This is a genomic window from Labilibaculum manganireducens, assembly GCF_963665805.2.
In the GTDB taxonomy this organism is placed as follows: domain Bacteria; phylum Bacteroidota; class Bacteroidia; order Bacteroidales; family Marinifilaceae; genus Labilibaculum; species Labilibaculum manganireducens.
The window spans coordinates 4,305,714-4,327,552 of the sequence record NZ_CAXXEE010000003.1 but is presented as its reverse complement, the minus strand read 5'-3'; the positions used below and the strand labels follow the sequence as shown (position 1 = coordinate 4,327,552).

Below are 21,839 nucleotides of genomic sequence, written 5' to 3'. Positions count from 1 at the left end.
TTACGACTTTTTACAGATCAGACCTGAAATATTATTCGCGATAAGGATATGTTACTGTTAATTTAATCGGAGAAACGGCCAATGATAGTTTGAGAACCAGTTACTTTCTGGTTTAATTTCACATCAATTTTTGTTCCCAAGGGAAGGTAAAGATCAACTCTTGAACCAAATTTAATGAATCCTTCCTGCTCACATTGCTCTACTTTTTCGCCTTCTACCGAGTAAGACACGATTCTACGGGCAACAGCACCGGCAATTTGTCTCATTAAAATGGTGATGTTCTTGTCTTTCTCGATTACGATTGTAGTTCTTTCGTTTTCGGTAGAAGATTTAGGCAACCAGGCTTTTAAGAATAAGCCACTATGGTGTTTGCAATATTTTATCAATCCTTGTACAGGATACCAGTTAATATGAACGTTTAAGGGTGACATAAAGATAGAAACCTGAAGTCTTCTATCTTTAAAATACTCCGATTCTTCTGTTTCTTCTATCACAACCACTTTTCCATCTGCAGGAGCAATAATCAAATTATCTCCAATAACAGGGGTACGTTTAGGAACCCTGAAAAAAGATACAACCAACAAGAAAAATGCGATGCTTACCGCTAAGAAGATATCGAATAAAAGTCCGGAACCAATGGTGAAAAACAGTATTGCATCTATAACTGCAATAGCGATAAAAAATACTGCAATAATTCCGAATCCTTCCTTGTGAATTGTCATATTTTGAATTTAAATTTTGGCAAATTTAATGAAAAAATTCTTTGATTGTTTGCAAGAATACAAAAACCATAGGAGATACTAACAAAATGGCATCAAAGCGATCAAGAATGCCACCGTGTCCAGGCAGAATATTTCCTGAATCTTTAATGTTGATACTCCGCTTGAAAAGAGATTCGACTAAATCACCAATTGATCCGAAAACAACAACGATTACTCCGGTTACCAACCATTGAATCAGAGTTAAGTCGTTGGAGTAATTGGAGTATAACCAAGCAATTCCCAGTGTTATAATTGCACCGCCAATGCTTCCTTCCCATGATTTTTTCGGCGAAATGCGCTCAAAAAGTCTGTGTTTTCCAAAATTAACACCTACTAAATAAGCTCCTGTATCATTCGCCCAAATCATCACAAAAACACCCAGAATTATTTCGTAATGAAATTGGTGACTATTAAATGGAAAAACCATATAATTCAATAATGAGAAGGGTAGTGCCACATATAGTAAACCCAACAATGTAAATGCGATATTCACAAATGGATTTTCTTTTTTTCGGTACAATTCAATAATGGGGATCATCACAACCGTTACTGCGAGCAAAAGAAAAATACCAGAGTTGTTTAAGTAAGTGTTCGCGAAACAGGCTAAAAATAATATTCCAGCAGCAAACATACCAGTATAACATTGTGGTGTGCTGTTTGCTTTTTTAGCCAATTTGTAAAATTCAAAAGTACCTAATAGGGTAATTCCAAGAAAAACGACTAAAAAGCCAATTGGGTGAAGGGTAATTCCCGCTATTAAAACAATTGCAAAAATTGCAGCTGATAATGTTCTCTTGATAAAGTTCCCCACTTGATATATTTTATATAGTTGAATCTGACCCTAACCTGCAGATTTTGCTTTTGTAATTATTCGATCCCAAAAATAGTGTTTTTTCAGCACTTATTACAATCGGGTATCTTAAGCGAATCTTTTAGGAGTGGATAAGAAAAAAAAGAGGTTAAAAAAAAGCTAAATTATTGAGTTTCCTCAATAATTTAGCAATTTAAGTTATGATGGTAAGGACTGATTAAACAGCCTGACTTTCATTGTCTTTAGTTGTGTTTTCAGCTTTAGTAGTTGGAGTGATTTTCTTTTCACCCAAACCTTGAGGCTCTCCAAATTTTCGTTTGCCAAAAATTGCTTCTAAATCTTCACTGAAGATAACTTCACGTTCCAAAAGTAATTCTGCAAGTTTTTTGTGTTTCGACATATTGTCTAAAAGAACTTGTTTGGCTCTTTTGTAACTTGTTTCGATTAAGATTTTAATTTCAGAATCAATTAGTTCAGCAGTTTTCTCACTGTATGGTTTTGAAAACCCATAATCTGATTGTCCTGATGAGTCGTAATAACTAACATTTCCCACTTTCTCACTCATACCGAATATTGAAACCATCGCCATTGCTTGCTTGGTTACTTTTTCCAAATCGTTTTGAGCACCAGTTGAAATTTTAGCAAAAGTTATTTCTTCCGCAGCACGTCCACCCAATGTAGAACACATTTCGTCCAGCATTTGTTCTTTGGTTGTAATGCTTCTTTCTTCAGGTAAATACCAAGCTGCACCCAAGGCTTTTCCACGTGGCACAATTGTTACTTTCACTAAAGGATGAGCATGTTCCAGTATCCAGGAAATAGTGGCATGACCAGCTTCGTGATAAGCAATGGTCTTCTTTTCCTGAAGTGATATGATTTTATTTTTCTTTTCCAATCCACCAATAATACGGTCAATTGCATCTAAGAAATCTTGTTTCTCAATAATTTCTTTCTTTTTCCTTGCAGCAATCAAAGCTGATTCATTACACACATTTGCAATATCAGCACCCGAGAACCCCGGAGTTTGCTTGGCCAAAAATTCCTTATCAAGATTTGGATCTAATTTTAGAGGACGTAAGTGAACACCAAAAATTTCTCTGCGTTCATTTAAATCAGGCAGTTCAACATGAATCTGACGATCGAAACGACCTGCACGCATCAAGGCACGGTCCAAAATATCAGCGCGGTTGGTTGCGGCTAAAATAATTACACCTGAATTGGTGTCAAAACCATCCATTTCAGTTAGCAGCTGATTCAATGTATTTTCACGTTCGTCGTTCGAACCCATGTTAGGATTTTTACCACGTGCTCTACCAATTGCATCTATCTCATCGATAAATACAATACAAGGCGATTTTTCTTTTGCCTGCTTAAACAAATCACGAACACGACTCGCTCCAACACCAACAAACATCTCCACAAAATCGGAACCCGACATGCTAAAGAAAGGAACATTTGCTTCACCTGCAACGGCTTTTGCCAATAAGGTTTTACCAGTTCCAGGAGGTCCTACAAGTAGAGCTCCTTTAGGGATTTTACCTCCCAATTTGGTGTATCTTTGCGGATGTTTAAGAAATTCAACAATTTCTTCCACTTCCTGTTTTGCTTCCGCTAAGCCTGCAACATCTTTAAAATTGATGCTAATGTTAGATTCCTTATCGAATACTTTGGCTTTCGATTTACCAACATTAAAGATGTTACCACCTCCGCCACCTCCGCCGGCACCTTTACTCATCCGGCGGAACACATAAAACCAAATACCAATAATTAAGGCAAATGGAAGTATCCATCCAATAAAATCACCGAAATAATTTTCTTGAGTTGTATACTCAGGTTCAATCCGGTTTAAATCAGAAACCCCTTCCTGAGCACTTTCTAATTGATCAGCAAATTGCTCAATAGAACCAATTGGGAAAGTATAATGCGGACCTGCTTTTGAAGGAGAATCAAAACTACTTTCGAAAAGAGCTGGATATTTGTCCAGACTTTCCTGTTTAAGATAAACATTCACAGCAAGAAGATTCCGGATCACAACAATTCGTTCAACATCAGAGTTGCGAATCATATCATTTTTCACCTTTTGCCAGCTGGTTTCCTGTGGTTTTTGGCCAATGTTTAGAAGATTAAGAGCAATAAATGCTACGGCAATTAATCCGTAAACCCAGTATGCGTTAAATTTTGGTGGTTTAAGCATACTGTTGCCATTCTTTCCTTTTTGGTAAGGAGATTTATTTTGATCATTATTTTCTGCCATTCTTTTTAGTTAAAGGTTATTGTATTGGCTAAGCATTCTGAATTTTAGTTACAGCAGCATCTGCCCATAAACTTTCAAGTCGATAAAAATCTCTGTATTCTTTTTGAAAAATATGAACTACTACATCAGCATAATCCAATAAAATCCATTGAGAATTTTGATATCCTTCTATTCGCCATAATTTTTCATTGATTTTTTCTCTCACATATTCTTCTGCCGATGCGGCGATTCCGTTTACGTGAGTGGATGATGTTCCATGGCAAATAAGGAAATACTTGCAAACGGAACTATCAATATTTCTTAAGTCAATCTTAACAATTTCTACTGCTTTATTTTTTTGCAATCCCTCAATTAAGGACTCAACGAGTTCTTCTGTTGTATTTCCTTGTTTTTCTGCCATTATTACTATTTTAATTACAAAGATAATTTTTTTTCAAATGAATAAAATTTGTTTTTCAATTTGATTGAAATAAGCTTTTAAAATCTTTAATTCGTATCTAATTCAATAGAAACCAGTCATTTGTTTTTATTGATCTTGCTTTTTATTTCGTTTTAATCGATTGTAATGCCTGTTAAATGATTCTTGTATCCCTAGTTTTCAAGAGTGATTAAGCGAATTCAAAGTTTTACATTTGTCTTTCATTATGCAAGGTAATGATTAATTTCACCAAAGATTACCAAAATATCAATTGTTAACAGAACAGTATTGTCTCGTTGAAACTAATAATTTTCATTCATGAACAGATGTTTATTTTCTCCCCATTTATTAATTCGCAAAAACGAAATGCATTCAACAAATGATTTTGCTTTGGAGTTGATAAAAACTCAAAAACCGTCAGCTGGAACTGTCGTTTTGACATTAAGTCAGACAAAAGGCCGAGGACAGCGTGCAAATATTTGGGAAAGTAAAGAAGGCAAAAACCTTACCATAAGTATCATTCTTACACCGGAATTTCTACCAATACCACATCAATTCCAAATTTCTATGGTTATTTCTTTGGGTGTTTACGATTATTTGAGTGGATATTTAAAGAATGTTTCTATAAAATGGCCTAATGATATTTATGTTGGAAATGAGAAGATTGCCGGCATATTAATAGAACATTCCATTATGGGATCAGCCTTAAGTCACAGTATTTGTGGTTTAGGTTTAAATATTAATCAGTTAGAATTTGTATCCGATGCGCCAAATCCAACTTCACTGGCAATTTGTACCAATAAAGAATACAATTTGGACGAAGAACTGACAAAATTGTTAGCCTGCATTGAAAATCGTTATTTTCAGTTGGTGGATCAAAAGTCAGACCTGCTGGAAAAGGATTATCTGCAATCTATGTATTGGATGAGTGAAATGCACCGGTTTTCGGATGAAAATGGTGCGTTTGAGGGACAAATTGTTGGCATCACAGAGTATGGGCAGCTGCGAATTAAGGCTAATGGTACAGAGCGGATTTATAATTTTAAAGAGGTGAGCTTTATTCATTAGCTCACCTCTTATTTTTATTCTAAAAATGAACAGTAAATTTTACACTGGCATTTCTTCCTGGATTATAGAAATTTAATGCTTTTAAGCTTGATAAATGATCTATGTAAACCTCGTTGAAAATATTATTTACGCTAAATAGTAAACTTGTTTGGTATTTGCCTAATTTAATATCTGTACCGGTTTGAATGGCGATTAAATCATAAGCAGATGTTTTGCTTTCGAATTTAGCTGGATGTTTTTGCCCGAAAGAATGTTTCCAGCTTAAGCTGATAAAAGGAGCATCGAAAACTTCATTTCCTTTAGCAAATAATCGAACAGAAGTATTTAGCTTGTGCTGAGGAATAAATGGTAAGCGTTCTCCATTATCTTGTTTTGCAATTACCATGGCATAGTCGGTATGAAATTTCATAAAGGAAGCTGGAGCTGCATTTATTGCAAGTTCTCCGCCATATAATTTGGCATCCTGTTGTGAATAAGAATATACAAAGCCTGTTCCTTCGGGAGCAGGTTCATCGGTCGGTGCCAAATACATATAATCATAAATCTTGTTGTAAAAAACAGAAAAATCGATATTGTGATTACGAGTATGGTAATGAATTCCCAAATCGGATTCCAGACTTTTTTGTGGATCAAGATTTGCATTTCCTTCCTCAAATCGGTTTCCGTGTAGGCCATGTTGAGTTAGTTCTGCTAAATTTGGTACCCGATAACCGGTCGCAAAGTTTGTTCGCATAAGTAATTTTTCTGACAGATGAAATGTTGCTCCCACTGATGCATTTAGATTGTCAAATTGTCGGTTGATGTGAACTGTTTCTTCTTCATGGTCATCATGTACTCCCGGTTCAGCATGCGAATGTCCGCCGGCTTTTTGTTCCGGAACATATAATGACCGGTGATCATATCTTAGTCCTAATTGAATTCCTACAGTATTAATCTCCTTCTTTAAAAGAGCAAATGTCGAGAAATCATCAATTTGAGCGTTTGGAATGATATGATTTGGTGCTTCGTGATTGGTATTGGATTGATGCATTCCCTGAATTCCGATAAGGAATTCGGTTGTTTCAGAGCTTGGGAAATATAATTTACTATCATATGTAAAGGTATTTAAATCCATATCCACCAATCGGAAAACAGTTGATTCAGGGTTTCCGTTCAATCTTCGTTGGTTGAATTGATAAGCTGCATTCAATTCTAATTTATAGTTTCCCAAAAACAATTTGTTCCTCGATGAAATTAAATGTTGAGTCAGGTTTTGGTACCAACGATTATTTTTTCGGTTCCCTGCATTCACTAAATCTATTGACTCCTCATTGGTCATGCCAAGTTTGGGCTGCAGGTAATCGTAGTAAATTTTAAAACTTCCAAAATCTTTAACCATTCCCATGCCTAACTGCAATCCATCTGAGTTGAAGCGGGTGTTGGGAACGTATTCACCATTGCCATCTTTGTAATCTTTGTGAGATTGTTTGTTGGCGCGCAGCATCCAGAACCAATCTTTTTGAGAAGCTTTTACTCCAACAGTTGTTGCCAATCCCTGAGTTACGCTGTGGTATTCACTTGAGATATCTGCCTTTAAACTATTGGCAGGTGCAGGTTTCTCCCGTACGATATTGATTACACCTCCCATGGCATCCGATCCGTAAAGTAAAGATGCAGGACCTTTAATTACTTCGATATGATCAGCTCCTTCTTCGTTAATTAAAAATGGATGATCAGTTGAGAATTGAAAGTTTTCCAAACGAACTCCATTGTTTAGAAAAAGAATATTATTTAGGGAAAGACCACGAATTACGGGAGTGCTGACTCCTGGACTCCGGGAGATTACATCAACTCCGGGAATACTTGCTAATTTTTCTCCCAAGGAAGGTGTCGACAGTCTTTTAATATCTTCTTTTGCAAGCACCGAAATTTTAATTGCATTTTCGTGTTGCGCAGAAGGAAACCCCCCCGAAACAACAATGTCCTGAGTAGTGACCGAAGTGAACTGCATGCTAATGTTTAGTTCTGTATTTTCTTTTGTTATTGATATGGTGTTGATTGAACTTTCGTAACCGACAAATGAAAATTGCACTTTAATTTTGCCATTGGGCAAGTTTTCTAAGGCATAGTTTCCATTAGAATCACTAACAGTTCCTTTTTGAAGTTCGGGAATGAAAATACTTACACCGGGAAGAGCTGTTCCATTATCAAAATCGGTGATTTTTCCAGAAATTTTATTGTTTTTTATTTCACCTAAGGCATAGGTGTATTGTGGCAATAGTAATAGTATTGCCAGGATATATCGTATCATGATAACTCTGAGTTATATTAATTTATGTGGTAAAATTTGAAATACATAGATATAATCGATAAGTTTTTCAAAAACTCATCACAGTATATCTTCTGATCTCTTTCAATCAGATTAATAAATTTAACCTACGATAATTGGTGGAGCTCTTAAACTATAGGAAAGCTTTGATTCGGTATACGATTTTTTGGTTGATTCTACTCTTTGATTTTCGAATTTGAAAATTGCCGAGACAGGAATATTGGTAATGCCTGCCGGTGTAAAGTAGAAATAATCGAATGCTAATATCTCGCAAATATCCTCAACAGAAGCAGTCTTATCGGTGCAGGAATGACAGTGATGCTCATGATTTGGGAACAGTACGTGTTGTGTTTTTATCAGTATTGGCAATGCAAATGCCAATGATAAAAACCAAGCAAGAATTCGATATCTTCTATTTAGAATCATTTAAAACAAAGCTATCTAAAAAAACGAAATGTACAAAAAAAGCTGTTGAGATTTTCAACAGCTTTCATAAGATTGATTAATCTTTATTCAATACTTTGAAGCATATTGTAAGGAATTTGGGTCAGACCTTCGGCCAATTGATCAATTCCTTTTTCCAATTTCTTTTTCAGCATCATTTTCATCATGGCATTCAATTCTGCATGCACTGTCAGTCGTATTCTGGTGTCATAAGCATCTTTTTCAACCAGTTGAATCCAAATGTAGAATTCGAAAGGACTTCTGCCATATCCGGTCATTTTCAATACTTTGTTTTCTTCTTTTTCAACAAATTCCAAACCAGCCTCGCCAAAACCTTTAATCACGAAAGTGCAGTTGTTTTCGGTAGCTTCCCAATGCTCAATGTATTCTTTAAAATTTACTTTTTTCTTGGCTTGAGCTTCAATTTGTTCCTGAATCTGAGGATTGTTGGCAGCCAATTCGAATACCTTGGCAATTTTTCTGAAATCAGAAAAGAAACCATATACATCACCTACTGTATGGGGAATCTTTTTTACTTCACTAATAATTTTTGTTGTCGACATTTGTCTGTTCCTCCTTATAGAATGCAAAAGAGGGCATTCGCATTGGAATACTCTCTTTCGACTATTATTTTTTATAAAAAATGCGGCGCTTATTTTCTCCAGTTAGCCGGATCTTTTCTCCATTCTTTTAACTGATCAACATCTTCAGCTTTCACGTATCCAATTTCCTGAGCACGATCAATCATTACGTTGTAATTGCTTAATGTGTCTAATTTACAGTTTGCATTTGCGAAATTGTCAGCCGCAGTTTGAAAACCGTAAGTGAATATTGCCAGCATTCCCAGTACTTCGCAATTTGCTTCACGCAGTGCTTCAACAGCTTTTAAACTGCTGCCGCCAGTCGAAATTAAATCCTCAATAACTACAACTTTTTGTCCTGCTTTAATTTCACCTTCAATTAGGTTTGTCATCCCATGGGCTTTCGCCGATGAACGGATATAAACCATTGGTAAATTCATCTCTTCGGCCACTAAAGCACCTAGTGCAATTGCTCCTGTCGCTACGCCGGCAATTACTTCCACATCAGGATATTTTGCCAATACTGCCTCAGCAAAAGCTTTTTTAATGTAAGTTCTAACTTCCGGATACGAAAGTGTTTTACGATTATCACAATAAATTGGCGATTTCCATCCCGAAGCCCAAGTAAACGGGTTTGTTGGTTCTAGTTTAATTGCTTTTATTTGCAACAAATATTCAGCGACTTGTTTAGCAGTATCTTGCATTCTTTCAATGGATTTATGGATTGTTAAATGAATTCAAAAAGCGGAAATTCAGTTGTTTGTATTTTTCCGAAGCATTTTAAAATTCTACCGCAAATGTATAAAGTATTTTTTAAAGATCGAATCATTTTTTTAGGAGATAAAAGTGAGAGTGTTAATTTCGAAGGAATGGTTTATGCCTGGGTCGAAGGCGAGACTTTAGAAGGTCTTATTCTTCAGTTTGATGAAGATGAGAGTAAGGAAGCGATTTTTATTGTTGCTGACGATTTGGATCTTCTTTTTGAACACTTTGTATCCTGTTTTAAATATATCGAAGCGGCGGGTGGAAAAGTGTTCAATTTCAAACAGCAGATTTTGGCCATTTACCGACTCGAAAAATGGGATTTACCCAAGGGGAAGGTTGAAAAAGGTGAGTTGGTTCGTGAGGCTGCAGTTCGTGAAGTAGAGGAGGAATGTGGTATTACTGATTTGAAAATTGAAAAGGAATTGAATTCAACTTACCACACCTATTGGATGAAAGGCAAACACATATTGAAACGAACCTACTGGTATAAAATGAGTTACTTAGGTTCAGAAAATTTGGTTCCTCAAACCGAAGAAGACATACAGGAAGCTAAGTGGCTTTCGCCGGATCAACTGGATGAATTTAAAGCAAATACTTATGCTTCTATTTTAGAGGTGATGAATGAGGCTTAATAGTGTTTTAGTACCTATTTTTTATAAGCCTTTCTTGCTGCATCCCGGGCAATCTTAATAAATTCCAATTGAATATTTTCTTTAGGTCCCTGAGCAGGAGCTTTAACGATTTTACCTTCGGGATTAATAAGAATGTAAGTTGGAAAGGCTTTCACATTGTATTCACCAAGCAAATGGTGTTGATCTCCAATATGGATCATTGGCCAGTCAATAGTCTTTTTTGATGTAAAATCATGATATTTGCTTAGATCCGAATCGCAGTCAATACTTAAAAATTCGATGTGTTCACCAAATTGTTTTTTCAGTTTTGTCATTTCTTTAAAATCCTGCAAACAAGGATAACTTTCAGTGTTGCAGAAATTCAGATATAAGTATTTCCCCTTGTAATTTGCCAATTGGTATTTTCCAATAAAGAAATCAGGAGCAGGGTAATTGGTGTGTAAATGGGTAATTTTTCTGATGAAATTTTCACACAAATCCTGATTGTATTGGTTCGTGCTGTGATCTTTTAATTGTGATAGTATTTCAACGGTTTTGTTTCTGCTGTAGAATTTTCGGGAATAGGCATCAAATACCGATGTTGCAATAATCAATTCTCTAAATTGGATATTTTTATAGGTTGGATAATTCCGCATTAATTCATAAATATCACGGTAAGTGTTTTCTGATTTTAGAGCATTGGAAAGTTCCGAACTTTCTAACTGACTAAAATATCCGGTCAGGAAATTGCCATACTGTTTTTTGTAAAGACTTGTGTAAGCAGAATTGTTTAGCTTGATTTCCTTACTTTCGAAATACTTTTCCTCAATTTTTGCAAACGAAGCCGGGAAGGCCAAGTATTCAATAAATCCCAAACGATAGGTCAAATAATCTTGAAAAAAGGGATTGTTAATATCTTTATATTCCAGTTTTAGTTCTTCCGAGAATTTAATTCCCGGTGAATTCTCTTTTTTTCGGTAAATTTTATTAAAGTTCTGATTAACAAAAGGATCAATTCTGTCGTCCAATTTGCGAACTAGTATATTAATATCATTTTCATCAGTATTCGCAACGCCTATGAGAAGTTCTTCCTGTTCAAAAAACGGATTTAATTTTTGAACGGGCGATAAATCTTTTTTAGGAGGTAATTTGATTTCGTATTCTTTACCAGGTTCTAAATAGAGGAATCCTTTGTAAATACCAAGAGGCAGAAATACTAAAGTAACTTCATCGAGGTCTAAATTGACCGAAAAGGAACCATTAGCCGGAACAGTGAATTCTGTTATTGTTTTTTCTGAGTAGGTAAATACATCAGTATGATACTTGATCTCAATTTTTGATCCTGCATAACTTGTATTTGTACCATGAATACGCACAGTATCTGCCAAAGAGACAGAAATTGAGACAAGCGACAAAAACAATAATAAAAGAATTCTCATTGGGGCAAATGCTTTGTGATGATTTTACTTGATTATTTTCAGGGCAATGTCAACATACTTTGGAATATCTAAAGTGATCTGACCTTGCTTAATCTTGTCCTTTTGCTTTCCTAAACGAACAACAACTGTATTTTTTTCAGCAATGCTGTAAATGTACTGACCGAGATGTCCTCTCATATAGGGAATATTCATCCTTGAATAAGGAAGAATCCAATACTGAAATCCGTAGAAATTTAACGGCTCTGTTTTTTCTTCATTTAAAAGATATGAAGCCGCTTTAGTTGCTTCCGTAATATATTCTTCCGATACCAGTTGTACTCCATTCCATTTTCCTTTATTCAAAACCAGTTGTCCGAAACGGGCAGCATCTCTGGCGTTTGTATTGAAGCAGCAAAATGCTTTTTCATCTCCTTCTTTTTTATCCAAACTCCATAAAGCAGGTTGTGTTGCCTGCATTGGTTTCCAAAGCATGCGTTCGGCATATTTTGCAATTGTTTCGCCTGTAGCTTCCTCTATAATGAACGATAAAAGTTGGGTGTTTCCACTTTGATATCTGAAACGAACCCCGGGTTTTTCAACCAGATGCTGATTGGTGGAAACTTCTCGAAGTTTTTTGCCATAGTAAGCTTTTGTGGTAATTGATGTTGGACTGCTGTATGCTTCGTCCCAATCCAATCCAGAGCTCATGGTAAGTAGATTCTTAATGGTTATGTTGCCGCGTTCATCTTTCGAAAACTCTTTAAGATATTTACCAATAGGATCATTTATAGAATTAATTTTCCCTTGATCAATAGCAATACCGATTAGTAAACTAACGATACTTTTTGTTGCAGAAAATAAATTGGAAAGTGATTCTGTTCCGTAATCGTCCCAATATTCTTCATATATAACGGTGCCGTTTTGAATGACCAAAAAAGCAACCGTTTCGTTGTCTTCAAGATAATTCCGATCAGCCGAATCAAGGATGTATTCGTTATATTCTGAATCTTCCTGCCAGTCTTCACCATTTTCTACCGATACTTCTTTATTTTCAAAAATGGTATAGTCATCAATATTTGCATACCAATAAATAAGACTTGTTCTAAGGTAATTTGGAGCAATAAGCATCCATGCACCAGCTAGAATCAAAATAATGACAAGTATCTTTACGAGCTTAGACATAAGGTTATTGTTTGTATTTATAGGCTTCAGGATCTTTCACTTTGGGTAAAAACTGCAAGGCATTTCCACCGTGGCGGATAATATCCCTTACAATGGTGGAAGTAATAGGAGTATGCTCAGGAGTGGTTAACAGAAATATGGATTCCAATTCGTAAACCATTTTTTTATTGATCTGAGCAATGGCTCTTTCGTACTCAAAATCGGCGGCAGTTCTAAGCCCTCGCAGGATAAATTTTGCATTTTTAGACTGACAATATTCGACTGTTAATCCGCTGAATGTTTCTACCTCAATCTTTGGATTGTTCGCAAATGCCTCTTTTATCCACTGTATTCGCTTTTCAATAGGGAAAAATTGTTTTTTTTCTGAATTGTATCCTATACATATGATGATTTTATCAAATAAAGGCAATGCTCTGGTCACAATTGATTCGTGACCAACGGTAAAAGGGTCAAATGAACCTGGGAATATGGCAATGTGTTTCATTAAAAAAATTTTAAGTGCTAAACAAAAATAGTAAGAATTATTGTAATGATTTTTGCTTTGGTCAAGAGTTTATTTTTTGAATTAAATCATTAAAATACTTTCCTGCTTTAAGCAGATGCGATTCAAACCAGGAAAACATTTCACCATCAACCAGTTCAATTTTTGTATTTGGCAATAAGTTCTGGATTTCCGGTATATGTTTTTGCGTAAAAGGAAATGGCTCCGATGATAAAAAGATTAGATCAGGATTAAGTGCCTGAATTTCTTCCTCAGTTAGTTGTGGATACCTTGAATTGTTATCTTCAATTGCATTTTTAAAACCACATTTATCAATCATAGAATTAATAAATGTATCTTTTCCTGCTGCCATATATGGATTTTTCCAAATCAGATAAAGCACGCTTAGCGAATTTTGCATGATTGGCAACTGCGAAAAACCGGTATGAATATGATTGGCAATTTCGAAAGCCTTGGTTTCAGCTCCAACAATTTTACCGGTATTCAGAATGTTTTGGAGAGCTTCGTCGTAATTGCGGACTTTGCATACATAAACTGTGAATTTGTCCATTAAGGCTTCAATCTGATTCTTACTGTTTTCCTCTTCGTTGGCAAATATTATATCCGGATCTAGTAAGTTAATCTTATCAAAGTATAAATCTTTTGTGCCTCCTATATTTGGGAGTTTAGCGATCTTGTCTTTGGGATATTTGCAAAATTTTGTTTTGGAAATAACACGGTCTCCCAATCCTAAATCAAATAGAAATTCGGTTGTGGATGGAACCGTAGAAATAATTCTTTTGGGAGGAAAAGGGATGTTTACTTCTCTTCCCAAATCATCAGTAACTTTAATGAAATTTTCCATTCTTTACTATTTATTTCTTTGTACAAACATACAAAGAGAATATTTCCCATGTTTTTGAAGCCCGTAAATAATTAAAATCCTTCCTCTTCACATCTTCATGACTGAATTAATCTGAACAGTTTTCTTTCGGACTGTCTGTTCTAATTCAGTAGGATATATTCATGGAACTGTTTATCCTTCTTGCAATTTCAGTAAATTAACGGGTATCGTATCCATGTTTATTTTTGTTAGCAAGCAGATAAATATAGTTAATCAGAATTAAAATAAACTCTTTAAGGCTTTGAAACAAACTTAGTCAGTTCCGATATCAGTAAGTCAGTATCAAAAATATCCTGATGATAAATAATTTTACCTTCTCGATTGACTAAAAATGCGTGAAATTGTCGATCCAGATACTTAATAAGGTCAACACTGTTGTCTATACTCTCTATTTCGATGTATTTATGAGAGGGATCAATTGTTGGTCTCCACTGCTTCCATTTTTTTGTTTCTGGAACAGGAAGCAGGTTGTAGGATGAATTTCGAATAAGGCTTACCAGTTCAATCCTATTTTCTTTGCAGCTGGTCTGTAATTGATCCAAAGCCAGATAATTAGGTTCGTTTTTATCCGGAGTCCAGGCTCTCCAGATATAAAATAAGTAATACTGGGCTTTCCGGTCTGCAAAATTGTATTCTTGCCCTTTAAGTGTAGTGGAGCTTAAGTCAGGGAATTCGTTTCTGGTGAAAATTTGTTCAATTGTTTCAACACGTTTGTTTAAATTCTGCACATAAATTCCGTTTGGGTTGGCTGTGTTAAGAGTTTTTAAGTAGATTTTCACATCGTTTAAACTGCATTTGGCGCCAAAATATTCCTGAAAAATTAAATAAGACACAACCGGAGAAGATGCATAATTGTGAAAATATTCTTTCTTAAATTTATTCAGTCTTTTGTACTCTGCAAGCAGCATTTTCTTTTTAATTGAATCGGAATTTACTTCCGGTAATTCAAGATCATTGGCTATTTTTAATTTTTGCTGATTATTTTTCTGTAGTTTATCTTGAAAATCTTCGTATCGGGATTGAGCTTCGGATCCCGTGAGTTTCTTGATCAGGAAATTGTGTTTAAACTCATCTTTATGAACCAATAGATTCATTTTGGATGGCGATATGAAAATTTTTGCCCGTCTGTTTTTAGATAATCCAAGTTGTGCAACGAATGCATGATCTGTTTTTCCTGTAAACTGAAATTCACCGTTTTTTGTAATTACAGAGTCAAGAAGAATTACATTTTCCCCGGTTTCCTGATAAAGAAACAGAGTTTCGTTCTGAATTCCTCCTATCATTCCTGTTAGTACAAATTCTTTTTCTTGAGAGTAAGTGTTCAAGATGTTGATTGATAGAAATAGAAATGCAATAAATAATTTTTTCATAGTATAATCACTTTATCTAAAACTCGCTATAAGTAGTCTAAGTTCGAATCTTCAATTTTAGCAAATGGAGCAACTGCACGATTGTAAATTCCTTGAACGTAGGCGATTGCCATTCCGTAATTTGTGACAGGTATTCCTGCATCTATGGCGGGTTGCAGACGATTGCCCAATTGTTTTGGGGTAATCATACAGCCGCCACATTGAATCAAAAGAGCGTAATCCGTTATTTCTCCCGGGATTTCATCCAAACCGGCAATTACCACAAATTCCAGTTTTTTACCTGTAAAGTTGGAAATCCAGCGAGGAATTTTCACTCTTCCAATATCGTCACAAGAGCTGTGATGAGTACAGCTTTCCAATAGTATAATCTTATTACCATCAACTAGTTCCGATATTTTTGGTGTTCCTTTTAAGTAAGCATTAAAATTTCCTTTGAAATGTGCCAGCATGATGCTGAAACTTGTTAATGGAATATCAGAAGGAATGGAAGCGCCGGCTTTTAAAAATACCTGACTATCGGTGACAACCAGCTTTGGTTTAATTCCGGTTTTACGTAAAAATGCATCAACTTCTCTTTCTTTTAAAACAATACACACAGCATCATTATCCAAAATATCTCTTATTGCCTGAACTTGCGGCAAAATCAATCTGCCTTCAGGAGCTTCAATATCAATTGGAGTTATTAAAAGAATGATATCGCCGTATGAGATCAAATCCCCCAAGAGGGAAGGAGTAGTATAGGCCGATTCGGGAATTGTTATTTTAATACTTTTAACAATAGGTTCGATATTGGCTTTGCAATTGGAAAAGTGAAGAATGTCTTTAGATTCGTACTGTTTCAGTAAATCAGTTGTTTGCTGATTCAAAATCTCAATGTCTTCTTTGTTGTGTATTGTAATGAAAGGAATATTTTGCTTGTTGAAATTATCAATAAGACCCAATTCAAAATCACCAAAAGTATTTTGAGTGATTACAAGAACAGCAAGATCTATGATTTTTATGATCTGATTGGTTTTTGTGATCCGCTTGTCCCCCAACTCACCGGTATCATCAATTCCCGCCGTATCAATGAGAATAACCGGGCCAAATCCGGTAATTTCAAAAGACTTTTTTACCGGATCAGTTGTTGTGCCTGCAACATCCGAAACAATTGCAATATCTTGTCCGGCCAAAAAATTGATGAGAGTACTTTTCCCATTGTTTCTTCTTCCAAAAATTCCAATATGAGGACGTCTTTCTCTTCCCATTTTCTTCAGTTTACAGTAATCGGTTATCTGTTCAGAGTTTCACCAATTCGAAATCCCATTTTTAGCAATTCTTCCGGCTGAATTAGTTTGTTCAGTAATTCAGCCGTAACTAAATTTAGTTTGGCATTTGCTTCCCGAATTGATATTTGGTTGGTTTTCATTTCTTTGGCAAGCTTGGCTGCCTGATGATAGCCAATGTAAGGCGATAATGCTGTTGCAACAGATGGGTTTTTCAGGATGCTTTCTTCGAGAGGATTGGTTTTTATTTCCAATTCCAGAAATAAATTCCTGACCAAACTGTTGTTGGCTGCAATCAGTAGTTTTATGCTGTCAAGTAAAGCGTGACCGATTGAAGGTAAATAAGCATTTAACTCCAGACAGCCCTGTCCTGAAAGATTGCTAATCATCAGATCGTTAGCGTAAACTTTATGAGCAACACTGATTACAAATTCAGGAATTACCGGATTTATTTTCCCGGGCATTATGGAGCTGCCGACCTGTTTTTGTGGCAAATATACTTCCCGGTTCACAAATAAATCGGATCCCAGCAAACGGAGATCGGAAACCATTTTCTCCAAATTCACAGCATGAGCTTTTAGAGTCGCATGAACTTCGACAAAAGAATCCTGGTTTGCAGTTGCATCCGATAAATTCTCTGATCGGGTTATAGGCAAACCGGTTAATTTTTGAAGATTAGGAACCACTTCCATAATAAAAAACCGTGGAATCGACAGCCCTGTTCCAATGGCTCCGCCACCTAAATTCACTTCTTTTATTCGCTCGAAACATTTCGAAACTCTCCACCAATCTCTCGAAAGAGCATTGTTGTACGTACTAAATAATTTATCGTAAGAGGAAGGAACTGCAGTCTGCATTTGAGTATAAGCCTGGCGCAATACATTCCTGTATTTACTTTCTGTTTTTTCCACTTCCATACGAAGAGTATTGATCGACTCTTCCAATTCCTGTAAGAGACGAATGCATGCTACTTTTAGAGAAGTGGGAATAACATCATTTGTGGATTGAAATACGTTGGCGTGTTCGAAAGGATCGATATCATGGTATGAACCGGTAGGTTTTCCAACATTTAGAAGAGCCTGGTTGGAAATTATTTCGTTTACATTCATGTTGATGCTTGTGCCGGCACCGCCTTGAATTGCAGGGATTATAAAATGCTCAAAGTGTTTTCCTGCATTAATTTCTATCGAGACTTTTTCCAATTCTTCAATTAAATTGGATTCGATCAATTGAAAAGGAAATTCTTCATTCGGAAATTTGTCTTGAATCGCTTTTAAAAAGCTTGAATAAGTTTGGTAACAGGCTTGTTTCACAATACCAATGGCCATAAACCACTCTTTATGAAAAGTTGTTTGGTCTGGGAAATTTTCTTTGGCCCGAAGAGAATGAATTCCCCAAAGAGCATCTTTTGGAATTTCCCTTTGTCCTATAAAATCAGATTCGGTTCTCATGATCAGCTTGAAGATTTGGTATAGGATTTTACATCCTCTGCTGAAATTCTTTCCTGGCCCAGAATGATCAATCGCTCAATTATATTTCTGAATTCACGTATGTTCCCTGTGTAGTTGATTTTTTGCAATTCTTTGATTGCTTCTTCATCAATACTTTTTTGCGGTACTCCCATTTCTCCGCAAATTGTCTCAATAAAATGATTTGCCAACAGTGGAATATCTTCGGTTCTGTCGTTTAAAGGAGGAACAGATATCAAGATAACGCTCAGTCGATGGTATAAATCTTCCCGGAAATTATTATTTTCAATTTCTTCGGCTAAATTTTTATTTGTCGCAGCAATAACCCTAACGTTTACATTTATTTCTTTATCCCCACCAACGCGGGTAATTCTGTTTTCCTGTAATGCGCGTAAAACTTTTGCCTGCGCAGATAAGCTCATATCACCAATTTCATCTAAAAAAAGAGTACCGCCGTCGGCCAATTCGAATTTCCCTTTGCGTTGCTTAATTGCCGAAGTAAATGATCCTTTTTCGTGACCGAAAAGTTCACTTTCTATTAATTCTGAAGGTATAGCAGCACAGTTTACTTCAACAAACGGACATTTTGAACGGTTACTTTGTTCGTGAATACGATGAGCGACCAATTCTTTACCCGTTCCGTTTGGACCGGTAATCAGAACTCTTGCATCTGTTGGAGCAACTTTGTCAATCATACTATTAACTGATTCCAGAACTCCTGAAGCCCCAATCATTTCATATTTCTTGCCGACTTTTCGTTTCAGAACTTTAGTTTCTGTAATCAATTTTGATTTGTCCATGGCATTTCGAATCGTGATCAAAATGCGATTCAAATCCAATGGTTTCTCAAGAAAATCAAAAGCTCCTTTTTTAATGGATTCTACTGCAGTATCAATATTTCCATGTCCCGAAATCATGATAACAGGAGTATCTAATCCAAGTTCTTGAATCTTATCAAGAACTTCAATTCCATCCATTTGCGGCATTTTAATATCGCACAAAACAACATCAAATTCATCTGATTTGGCCAATTCAATTCCTTCAAGGCCATTTTCGGCAAGACTTATTTCATAATCTTCGTAACTCAAAATTTCTTTTAGAGTGTTTCGAATACTTTTCTCGTCGTCGATAATCAGAATTTTTGACATGCTTATTTTTTTGTTTCTATAGTTTTATCTCTGTCAGCAGGATTGGTATTTTTCTCAATGTACTCAAAAAGAGCACCCTCTTTTAGTGCAAAAGAAGATTGGAACAATTTACTGATTCCGGATTCTTTAACCAGATAATTAATGAAGATACTGGCTATAACGATCAGCTCAACACGAACAGGATCCATTCCCGGCATTTGTTCTCTTTCTTCAAGACTCGAAGCCAAAAATAATTGGTGCAATTTGAAAAAATCTTTTAGCTTAATCTCAAAATGTGTTGTTGGAAAGCCATTCAGTTCAGGGCTGTTTGCCACTAATACTTGTTTAAATGTGTCGAATGATCCGGAGGAACCGATTAATGTTTTTACAGAGTGAATGTCCAAAGCTTCAAATAAATCGGTCATCTGAGATTTAAGATACTCTTCAATATCCTTTATCATATTTTTATTAATAGGATCTGCAGGATTGAATTTCTCCAATAAACGAGTCATTCCTAAAGGGTAACTGTTTTTCCAAAATATCTTTTCATTATTGGCAATTATTATCTCGTTACTGCCACCACCAATATCAAGAATTGCTACAACTTCATGATTTAATTCAATCGCTTTTTTTGTCCCTGAAAAAATCAAATCGGCTTCTCTGTCTCCCGAAATTATTTCGATATTGACATGGTATTTTTCTTCAATTAATTTTACAAATTCGTTACCATTCTCGGCAGATCTGATTGCAGAGGTGGCAAATGCAAGGGTTTTTGATACTTCAAATTGATTAGATATCTCTGTTATCGTATCAAAGGCATTTTTAGCTCTTTCAATTGCTTCATCAGTAATTATATTATTGTTGATGCCGCCTTTCCCTATTTTTGTTGCGTATTTTGAACGGTTCAGAATTTTTGGGATTCCGGTTTCATCCCATTCTGCAACAAGCAAATTAAATGTATTCGTTCCTAAATCTATTACAGAAATTCGCATGAATTACTATTTGGTTGAGTTAATTGTCTGATTTATTAGTGTTTCCTGAAAAAACTATTTAACTTTTCAAGATTCAATTTGAAACCGAAGATAGTAAAAACTTTGTTCTCGGCTTGTAATTTTTGACGGGCTTATTGCGATGAATAAGTTTTTTTAACGTTTAAGGATTCTCCAAAAATCATGCCTGTTATCTATTTGTAAAAAATGCCTCATAAAATGAGGCATTTACAAAGGTCATTATCTGTTTCTTTCTAATTATGATAGCGAAGCCATTTCCAAATTTCTTTGTAGGAAACTTTCTTTCCATACATTAAAATTCCGGTTCTGTATATTTTTGCTGCAATCCAGGTAACAAAGAGGAAAGTTCCGATTAGTGTTACCATAGAGAGTAATAATTCCCATACCGGAACTCCATATGGAATTCTAACAAGCATCACTATTGGAGAGGTTAATGGGATAATTGATCCCCAAAAAGCAAGACTTCCCTCGGGATTTTTCGCAACAGCAAAACCGATATACATGGCTAATATTAGGGGAATGGTTATTGGAAGCATAAATTGCTGAGTCTCGGTTTCATTATCAACAGCGCTGCCAACGGCGGCAAAAAGCGCCGAGTACAATAAATAGCCGCCAAGGAAAAAGAAGACAAATGCACCAAGAATTCCGGCAACGTATCCAAAGTCAAAAGTACCCAATAAATCCTGAGCCATTTTTAACTGGTCAGCATTTAACGAAGCTGCGCCCTGAGGCAATTCTGAAAGTGTTTTTGCCTGCTGCAAAGAATCCATATCAACACCTGGCAGCACTACTGCGGTGCCGATAGTGATAATGATACCGGTAAGAATTACCCACATAATGAATTGAGTCAATCCAACCATGGCAACACCAACTATTTTTCCCATCATCAGTTGAAATGGTTTTACTGATGAAATAATCACCTCAACAATTCGATTGCTTTTTTCTTCGATCACCCCCCGCATTACCTGCACACCATACAGAAAGATGAACATGTAAATGATGAAGCTGGATATAAATCCAATGGCCATTGCTATTTCGGTAGAGCTTTGTTTTACTTCTCCGCCTTCGCCAAATTTGATGGTTTTCATGGAAATAGGAGTTCTGGTTGCGGCCAGTTTTTCTTCTAAATCAGGCATATTGGCCTGCGCAATAATTTTTGATCGTTTAAGTTGCTCAATATGATCTCGAAGTTGTGAACCTGCTTCCGATTTTACTTCCATTGTTACCTGTTTGTAAGAGAACAATTCTGCCGTTTTGCTCTCCAAAATATTTTTGGGAATTAACAGAATGGCATAATAGTCTTTCTCTTCCATTTGAGCTTTAGCATCTTCAAAACTAGTATCGTTTAAGTATTTGAAGGTGGTGAAGTCCTTGGATTGTACCGGCTCAACTAATTGCGACTCATTAATCACAGCAATAGTTCTGCTCTCAGTATCGTCTTTAAGCATCATCCAAATCATGAATGCATAGATACCGGCAATTAAAACAGGAGTTAAAAAGGTTAAAATGAGGAATGATCTTTTTTTTACTCTGGAAAGATATTCTCTTTTTATAATGATGAAAATTTTATTCATTTTTAAAGGTGTTTCGTG

20 protein-coding genes are annotated in these 21,839 nt (G+C 35.8%); 2 read left to right on the top strand and 18 right to left on the bottom strand.

The features are described from left to right. Nucleotides 1-62: 62 nt before the first annotated feature. The 4 genes from ACHZAX_RS16855 to rsfS form a co-directional block, all read right to left on the bottom strand. Nucleotides 63-722 (bottom strand): phosphatidylserine decarboxylase family protein, encoded by a 660-nt coding sequence (locus tag ACHZAX_RS16855; RefSeq protein WP_101308124.1) that lies wholly within the window; start codon nt 720-722, stop codon nt 63-65. A gap of 25 nt (nt 723-747) precedes the next feature. Further along, a complete protein-coding gene (locus tag ACHZAX_RS16850; RefSeq protein ID WP_320019914.1) occupies nt 748-1,572 on the bottom strand; it encodes a phosphatidate cytidylyltransferase in 825 nt (274 codons plus the stop codon). A 217-nt stretch (nt 1,573-1,789) separates the two neighbouring features. Beyond that, entirely contained in the window at nt 1,790-3,826 is a 2,037-nt protein-coding gene (gene ftsH / locus ACHZAX_RS16845; protein ID WP_320019913.1) for an ATP-dependent zinc metalloprotease FtsH, read from the bottom strand. Nucleotides 3,827-3,854: 28 nt separating this feature from the next. Then, complete coding sequence (rsfS, locus tag ACHZAX_RS16840; protein ID WP_101308127.1) at nt 3,855-4,226, bottom strand: ribosome silencing factor; 372 nt, start codon at nt 4,224-4,226, stop codon at nt 3,855-3,857. A 336-nt stretch (nt 4,227-4,562) separates the two neighbouring features. On the opposite strand from rsfS, the gene ACHZAX_RS16835 reads away from it, so the two are divergent. Continuing rightward, entirely contained in the window at nt 4,563-5,312 is a 750-nt protein-coding gene (locus ACHZAX_RS16835; RefSeq protein ID WP_320019912.1) for a biotin--[acetyl-CoA-carboxylase] ligase, read from the top strand. 19 nt (nt 5,313-5,331) lie between these two features. On the opposite strand, the gene ACHZAX_RS16830 is transcribed toward ACHZAX_RS16835, so the two are convergent. The 4 genes from ACHZAX_RS16830 to pyrE all read right to left on the bottom strand — a co-directional run bounded on the left by ACHZAX_RS16830 (nt 5,332) and on the right by pyrE (nt 9,349). Further along, the gene (locus ACHZAX_RS16830) at nt 5,332-7,602 is read right to left on the bottom strand and encodes a TonB-dependent receptor (RefSeq protein ID WP_320019911.1); all 2,271 of its coding nucleotides are present in this window, start codon (nt 7,600-7,602) and stop codon (nt 5,332-5,334) included. Between the two features lie 120 nt (nt 7,603-7,722). Then, the gene (locus ACHZAX_RS16825) at nt 7,723-8,046 is read right to left on the bottom strand and encodes a hypothetical protein (RefSeq protein WP_101308130.1); all 324 of its coding nucleotides are present in this window, start codon (nt 8,044-8,046) and stop codon (nt 7,723-7,725) included. An 83-nt stretch (nt 8,047-8,129) separates the two neighbouring features. Beyond that, complete coding sequence (locus ACHZAX_RS16820) at nt 8,130-8,627, bottom strand: hypothetical protein (RefSeq protein WP_101308131.1); 498 nt, start codon at nt 8,625-8,627, stop codon at nt 8,130-8,132. An 89-nt stretch (nt 8,628-8,716) separates the two neighbouring features. Continuing rightward, nucleotides 8,717-9,349, bottom strand: coding sequence for an orotate phosphoribosyltransferase (gene pyrE, locus ACHZAX_RS16815; protein WP_320019910.1), 633 nt, complete (start codon nt 9,347-9,349; stop codon nt 8,717-8,719). A 93-nt stretch (nt 9,350-9,442) separates the two neighbouring features. On the opposite strand from pyrE, the gene ACHZAX_RS16810 reads away from it, so the two are divergent. Next, a complete protein-coding gene (locus ACHZAX_RS16810) occupies nt 9,443-10,042 on the top strand; it encodes an NUDIX domain-containing protein (RefSeq protein WP_320019909.1) in 600 nt (199 codons plus the stop codon). A gap of 14 nt (nt 10,043-10,056) precedes the next feature. Here the strand turns inward: ACHZAX_RS16810 and ACHZAX_RS16805 are convergent, their stop codons facing one another. From ACHZAX_RS16805 to ACHZAX_RS16760, 10 genes are all read right to left on the bottom strand, one after another. Then, nucleotides 10,057-11,460: a TlpA family protein disulfide reductase gene (locus tag ACHZAX_RS16805; RefSeq protein ID WP_320019908.1), complete on the bottom strand. Its 1,404-nt coding sequence runs from the start codon at nt 11,458-11,460 to the stop codon at nt 10,057-10,059. Nucleotides 11,461-11,484: 24 nt separating this feature from the next. Continuing rightward, nucleotides 11,485-12,621: a serine hydrolase domain-containing protein gene (locus ACHZAX_RS16800; RefSeq protein ID WP_320019907.1), complete on the bottom strand. Its 1,137-nt coding sequence runs from the start codon at nt 12,619-12,621 to the stop codon at nt 11,485-11,487. A gap of 4 nt (nt 12,622-12,625) precedes the next feature. After that, the gene (gene coaD, locus ACHZAX_RS16795) at nt 12,626-13,105 is read right to left on the bottom strand and encodes a pantetheine-phosphate adenylyltransferase (protein WP_101308136.1); all 480 of its coding nucleotides are present in this window, start codon (nt 13,103-13,105) and stop codon (nt 12,626-12,628) included. 61 nt (nt 13,106-13,166) lie between these two features. After that, nucleotides 13,167-13,967, bottom strand: coding sequence for an ABC transporter substrate-binding protein (locus ACHZAX_RS16790; RefSeq protein WP_320019906.1), 801 nt, complete (start codon nt 13,965-13,967; stop codon nt 13,167-13,169). Between the two features lie 272 nt (nt 13,968-14,239). Next, nucleotides 14,240-15,376, bottom strand: a complete 1,137-nt coding sequence (locus ACHZAX_RS16785) for a DUF4369 domain-containing protein (RefSeq protein WP_320019905.1) — start codon at nt 15,374-15,376, stop codon at nt 14,240-14,242. A 26-nt stretch (nt 15,377-15,402) separates the two neighbouring features. Further along, nucleotides 15,403-16,623, bottom strand: coding sequence for a [FeFe] hydrogenase H-cluster maturation GTPase HydF (gene hydF, locus ACHZAX_RS16780; RefSeq protein ID WP_320019904.1), 1,221 nt, complete (start codon nt 16,621-16,623; stop codon nt 15,403-15,405). A gap of 23 nt (nt 16,624-16,646) precedes the next feature. Beyond that, nucleotides 16,647-18,092, bottom strand: a complete 1,446-nt coding sequence (locus tag ACHZAX_RS16775; protein WP_320019903.1) for a lyase family protein — start codon at nt 18,090-18,092, stop codon at nt 16,647-16,649. 2 nt (nt 18,093-18,094) lie between these two features. Continuing rightward, nucleotides 18,095-19,258, bottom strand: a complete 1,164-nt coding sequence (locus ACHZAX_RS16770) for a sigma-54-dependent transcriptional regulator (RefSeq protein ID WP_101308140.1) — start codon at nt 19,256-19,258, stop codon at nt 18,095-18,097. A gap of 2 nt (nt 19,259-19,260) precedes the next feature. Continuing rightward, nucleotides 19,261-20,229, bottom strand: coding sequence for a Ppx/GppA phosphatase family protein (locus ACHZAX_RS16765; protein WP_101308141.1), 969 nt, complete (start codon nt 20,227-20,229; stop codon nt 19,261-19,263). Nucleotides 20,230-20,480: 251 nt separating this feature from the next. Beyond that, a complete protein-coding gene (locus ACHZAX_RS16760; protein WP_101308142.1) occupies nt 20,481-21,821 on the bottom strand; it encodes an ABC transporter permease in 1,341 nt (446 codons plus the stop codon). Between the last annotated feature and the right edge of the window lie 18 nt (nt 21,822-21,839).

Excerpts from the sequence above, each read along its gene's own strand:
- coaD (WP_101308136.1), bottom strand. The coding sequence starts at position 13,105 with ATGAAACACATTGCCATATTCCCAGGTTCATTTGACCCTTTTACCGTT.
- ftsH (WP_320019913.1), bottom strand. The coding sequence starts at position 3,826 with ATGGCAGAAAATAATGATCAAAATAAATCTCCTTACCAAAAAGGAAAG.
- ACHZAX_RS16820 (WP_101308131.1), bottom strand. The coding sequence starts at position 8,627 with ATGTCGACAACAAAAATTATTAGTGAAGTAAAAAAGATTCCCCATACA.
- ACHZAX_RS16760 (WP_101308142.1), bottom strand. The coding sequence starts at position 21,821 with ATGAATAAAATTTTCATCATTATAAAAAGAGAATATCTTTCCAGAGTA.
- ACHZAX_RS16825 (WP_101308130.1), bottom strand. The coding sequence starts at position 8,046 with ATGATTCTAAATAGAAGATATCGAATTCTTGCTTGGTTTTTATCATTG.
- ACHZAX_RS16810 (WP_320019909.1), top strand. The coding sequence starts at position 9,443 with ATGTATAAAGTATTTTTTAAAGATCGAATCATTTTTTTAGGAGATAAA.
- ACHZAX_RS16790 (WP_320019906.1), bottom strand. The coding sequence starts at position 13,967 with ATGGAAAATTTCATTAAAGTTACTGATGATTTGGGAAGAGAAGTAAAC.
- pyrE (WP_320019910.1), bottom strand. The coding sequence starts at position 9,349 with ATGCAAGATACTGCTAAACAAGTCGCTGAATATTTGTTGCAAATAAAA.
- ACHZAX_RS16775 (WP_320019903.1), bottom strand. The coding sequence starts at position 18,092 with ATGAGAACCGAATCTGATTTTATAGGACAAAGGGAAATTCCAAAAGAT.
- ACHZAX_RS16835 (WP_320019912.1), top strand. The coding sequence starts at position 4,563 with ATGAACAGATGTTTATTTTCTCCCCATTTATTAATTCGCAAAAACGAA.
- rsfS (WP_101308127.1), bottom strand. The coding sequence starts at position 4,226 with ATGGCAGAAAAACAAGGAAATACAACAGAAGAACTCGTTGAGTCCTTA.
- hydF (WP_320019904.1), bottom strand. The coding sequence starts at position 16,623 with ATGGGAAGAGAAAGACGTCCTCATATTGGAATTTTTGGAAGAAGAAAC.
- ACHZAX_RS16770 (WP_101308140.1), bottom strand. The coding sequence starts at position 19,258 with ATGTCAAAAATTCTGATTATCGACGACGAGAAAAGTATTCGAAACACT.
- ACHZAX_RS16805 (WP_320019908.1), bottom strand. The coding sequence starts at position 11,460 with ATGAGAATTCTTTTATTATTGTTTTTGTCGCTTGTCTCAATTTCTGTC.
- ACHZAX_RS16765 (WP_101308141.1), bottom strand. The coding sequence starts at position 20,229 with ATGCGAATTTCTGTAATAGATTTAGGAACGAATACATTTAATTTGCTT.
- ACHZAX_RS16785 (WP_320019905.1), bottom strand. The coding sequence starts at position 15,376 with ATGAAAAAATTATTTATTGCATTTCTATTTCTATCAATCAACATCTTG.
- ACHZAX_RS16855 (WP_101308124.1), bottom strand. The coding sequence starts at position 722 with ATGACAATTCACAAGGAAGGATTCGGAATTATTGCAGTATTTTTTATC.
- ACHZAX_RS16800 (WP_320019907.1), bottom strand. The coding sequence starts at position 12,621 with ATGTCTAAGCTCGTAAAGATACTTGTCATTATTTTGATTCTAGCTGGT.
- ACHZAX_RS16830 (WP_320019911.1), bottom strand. The coding sequence starts at position 7,602 with ATGATACGATATATCCTGGCAATACTATTACTATTGCCACAATACACC.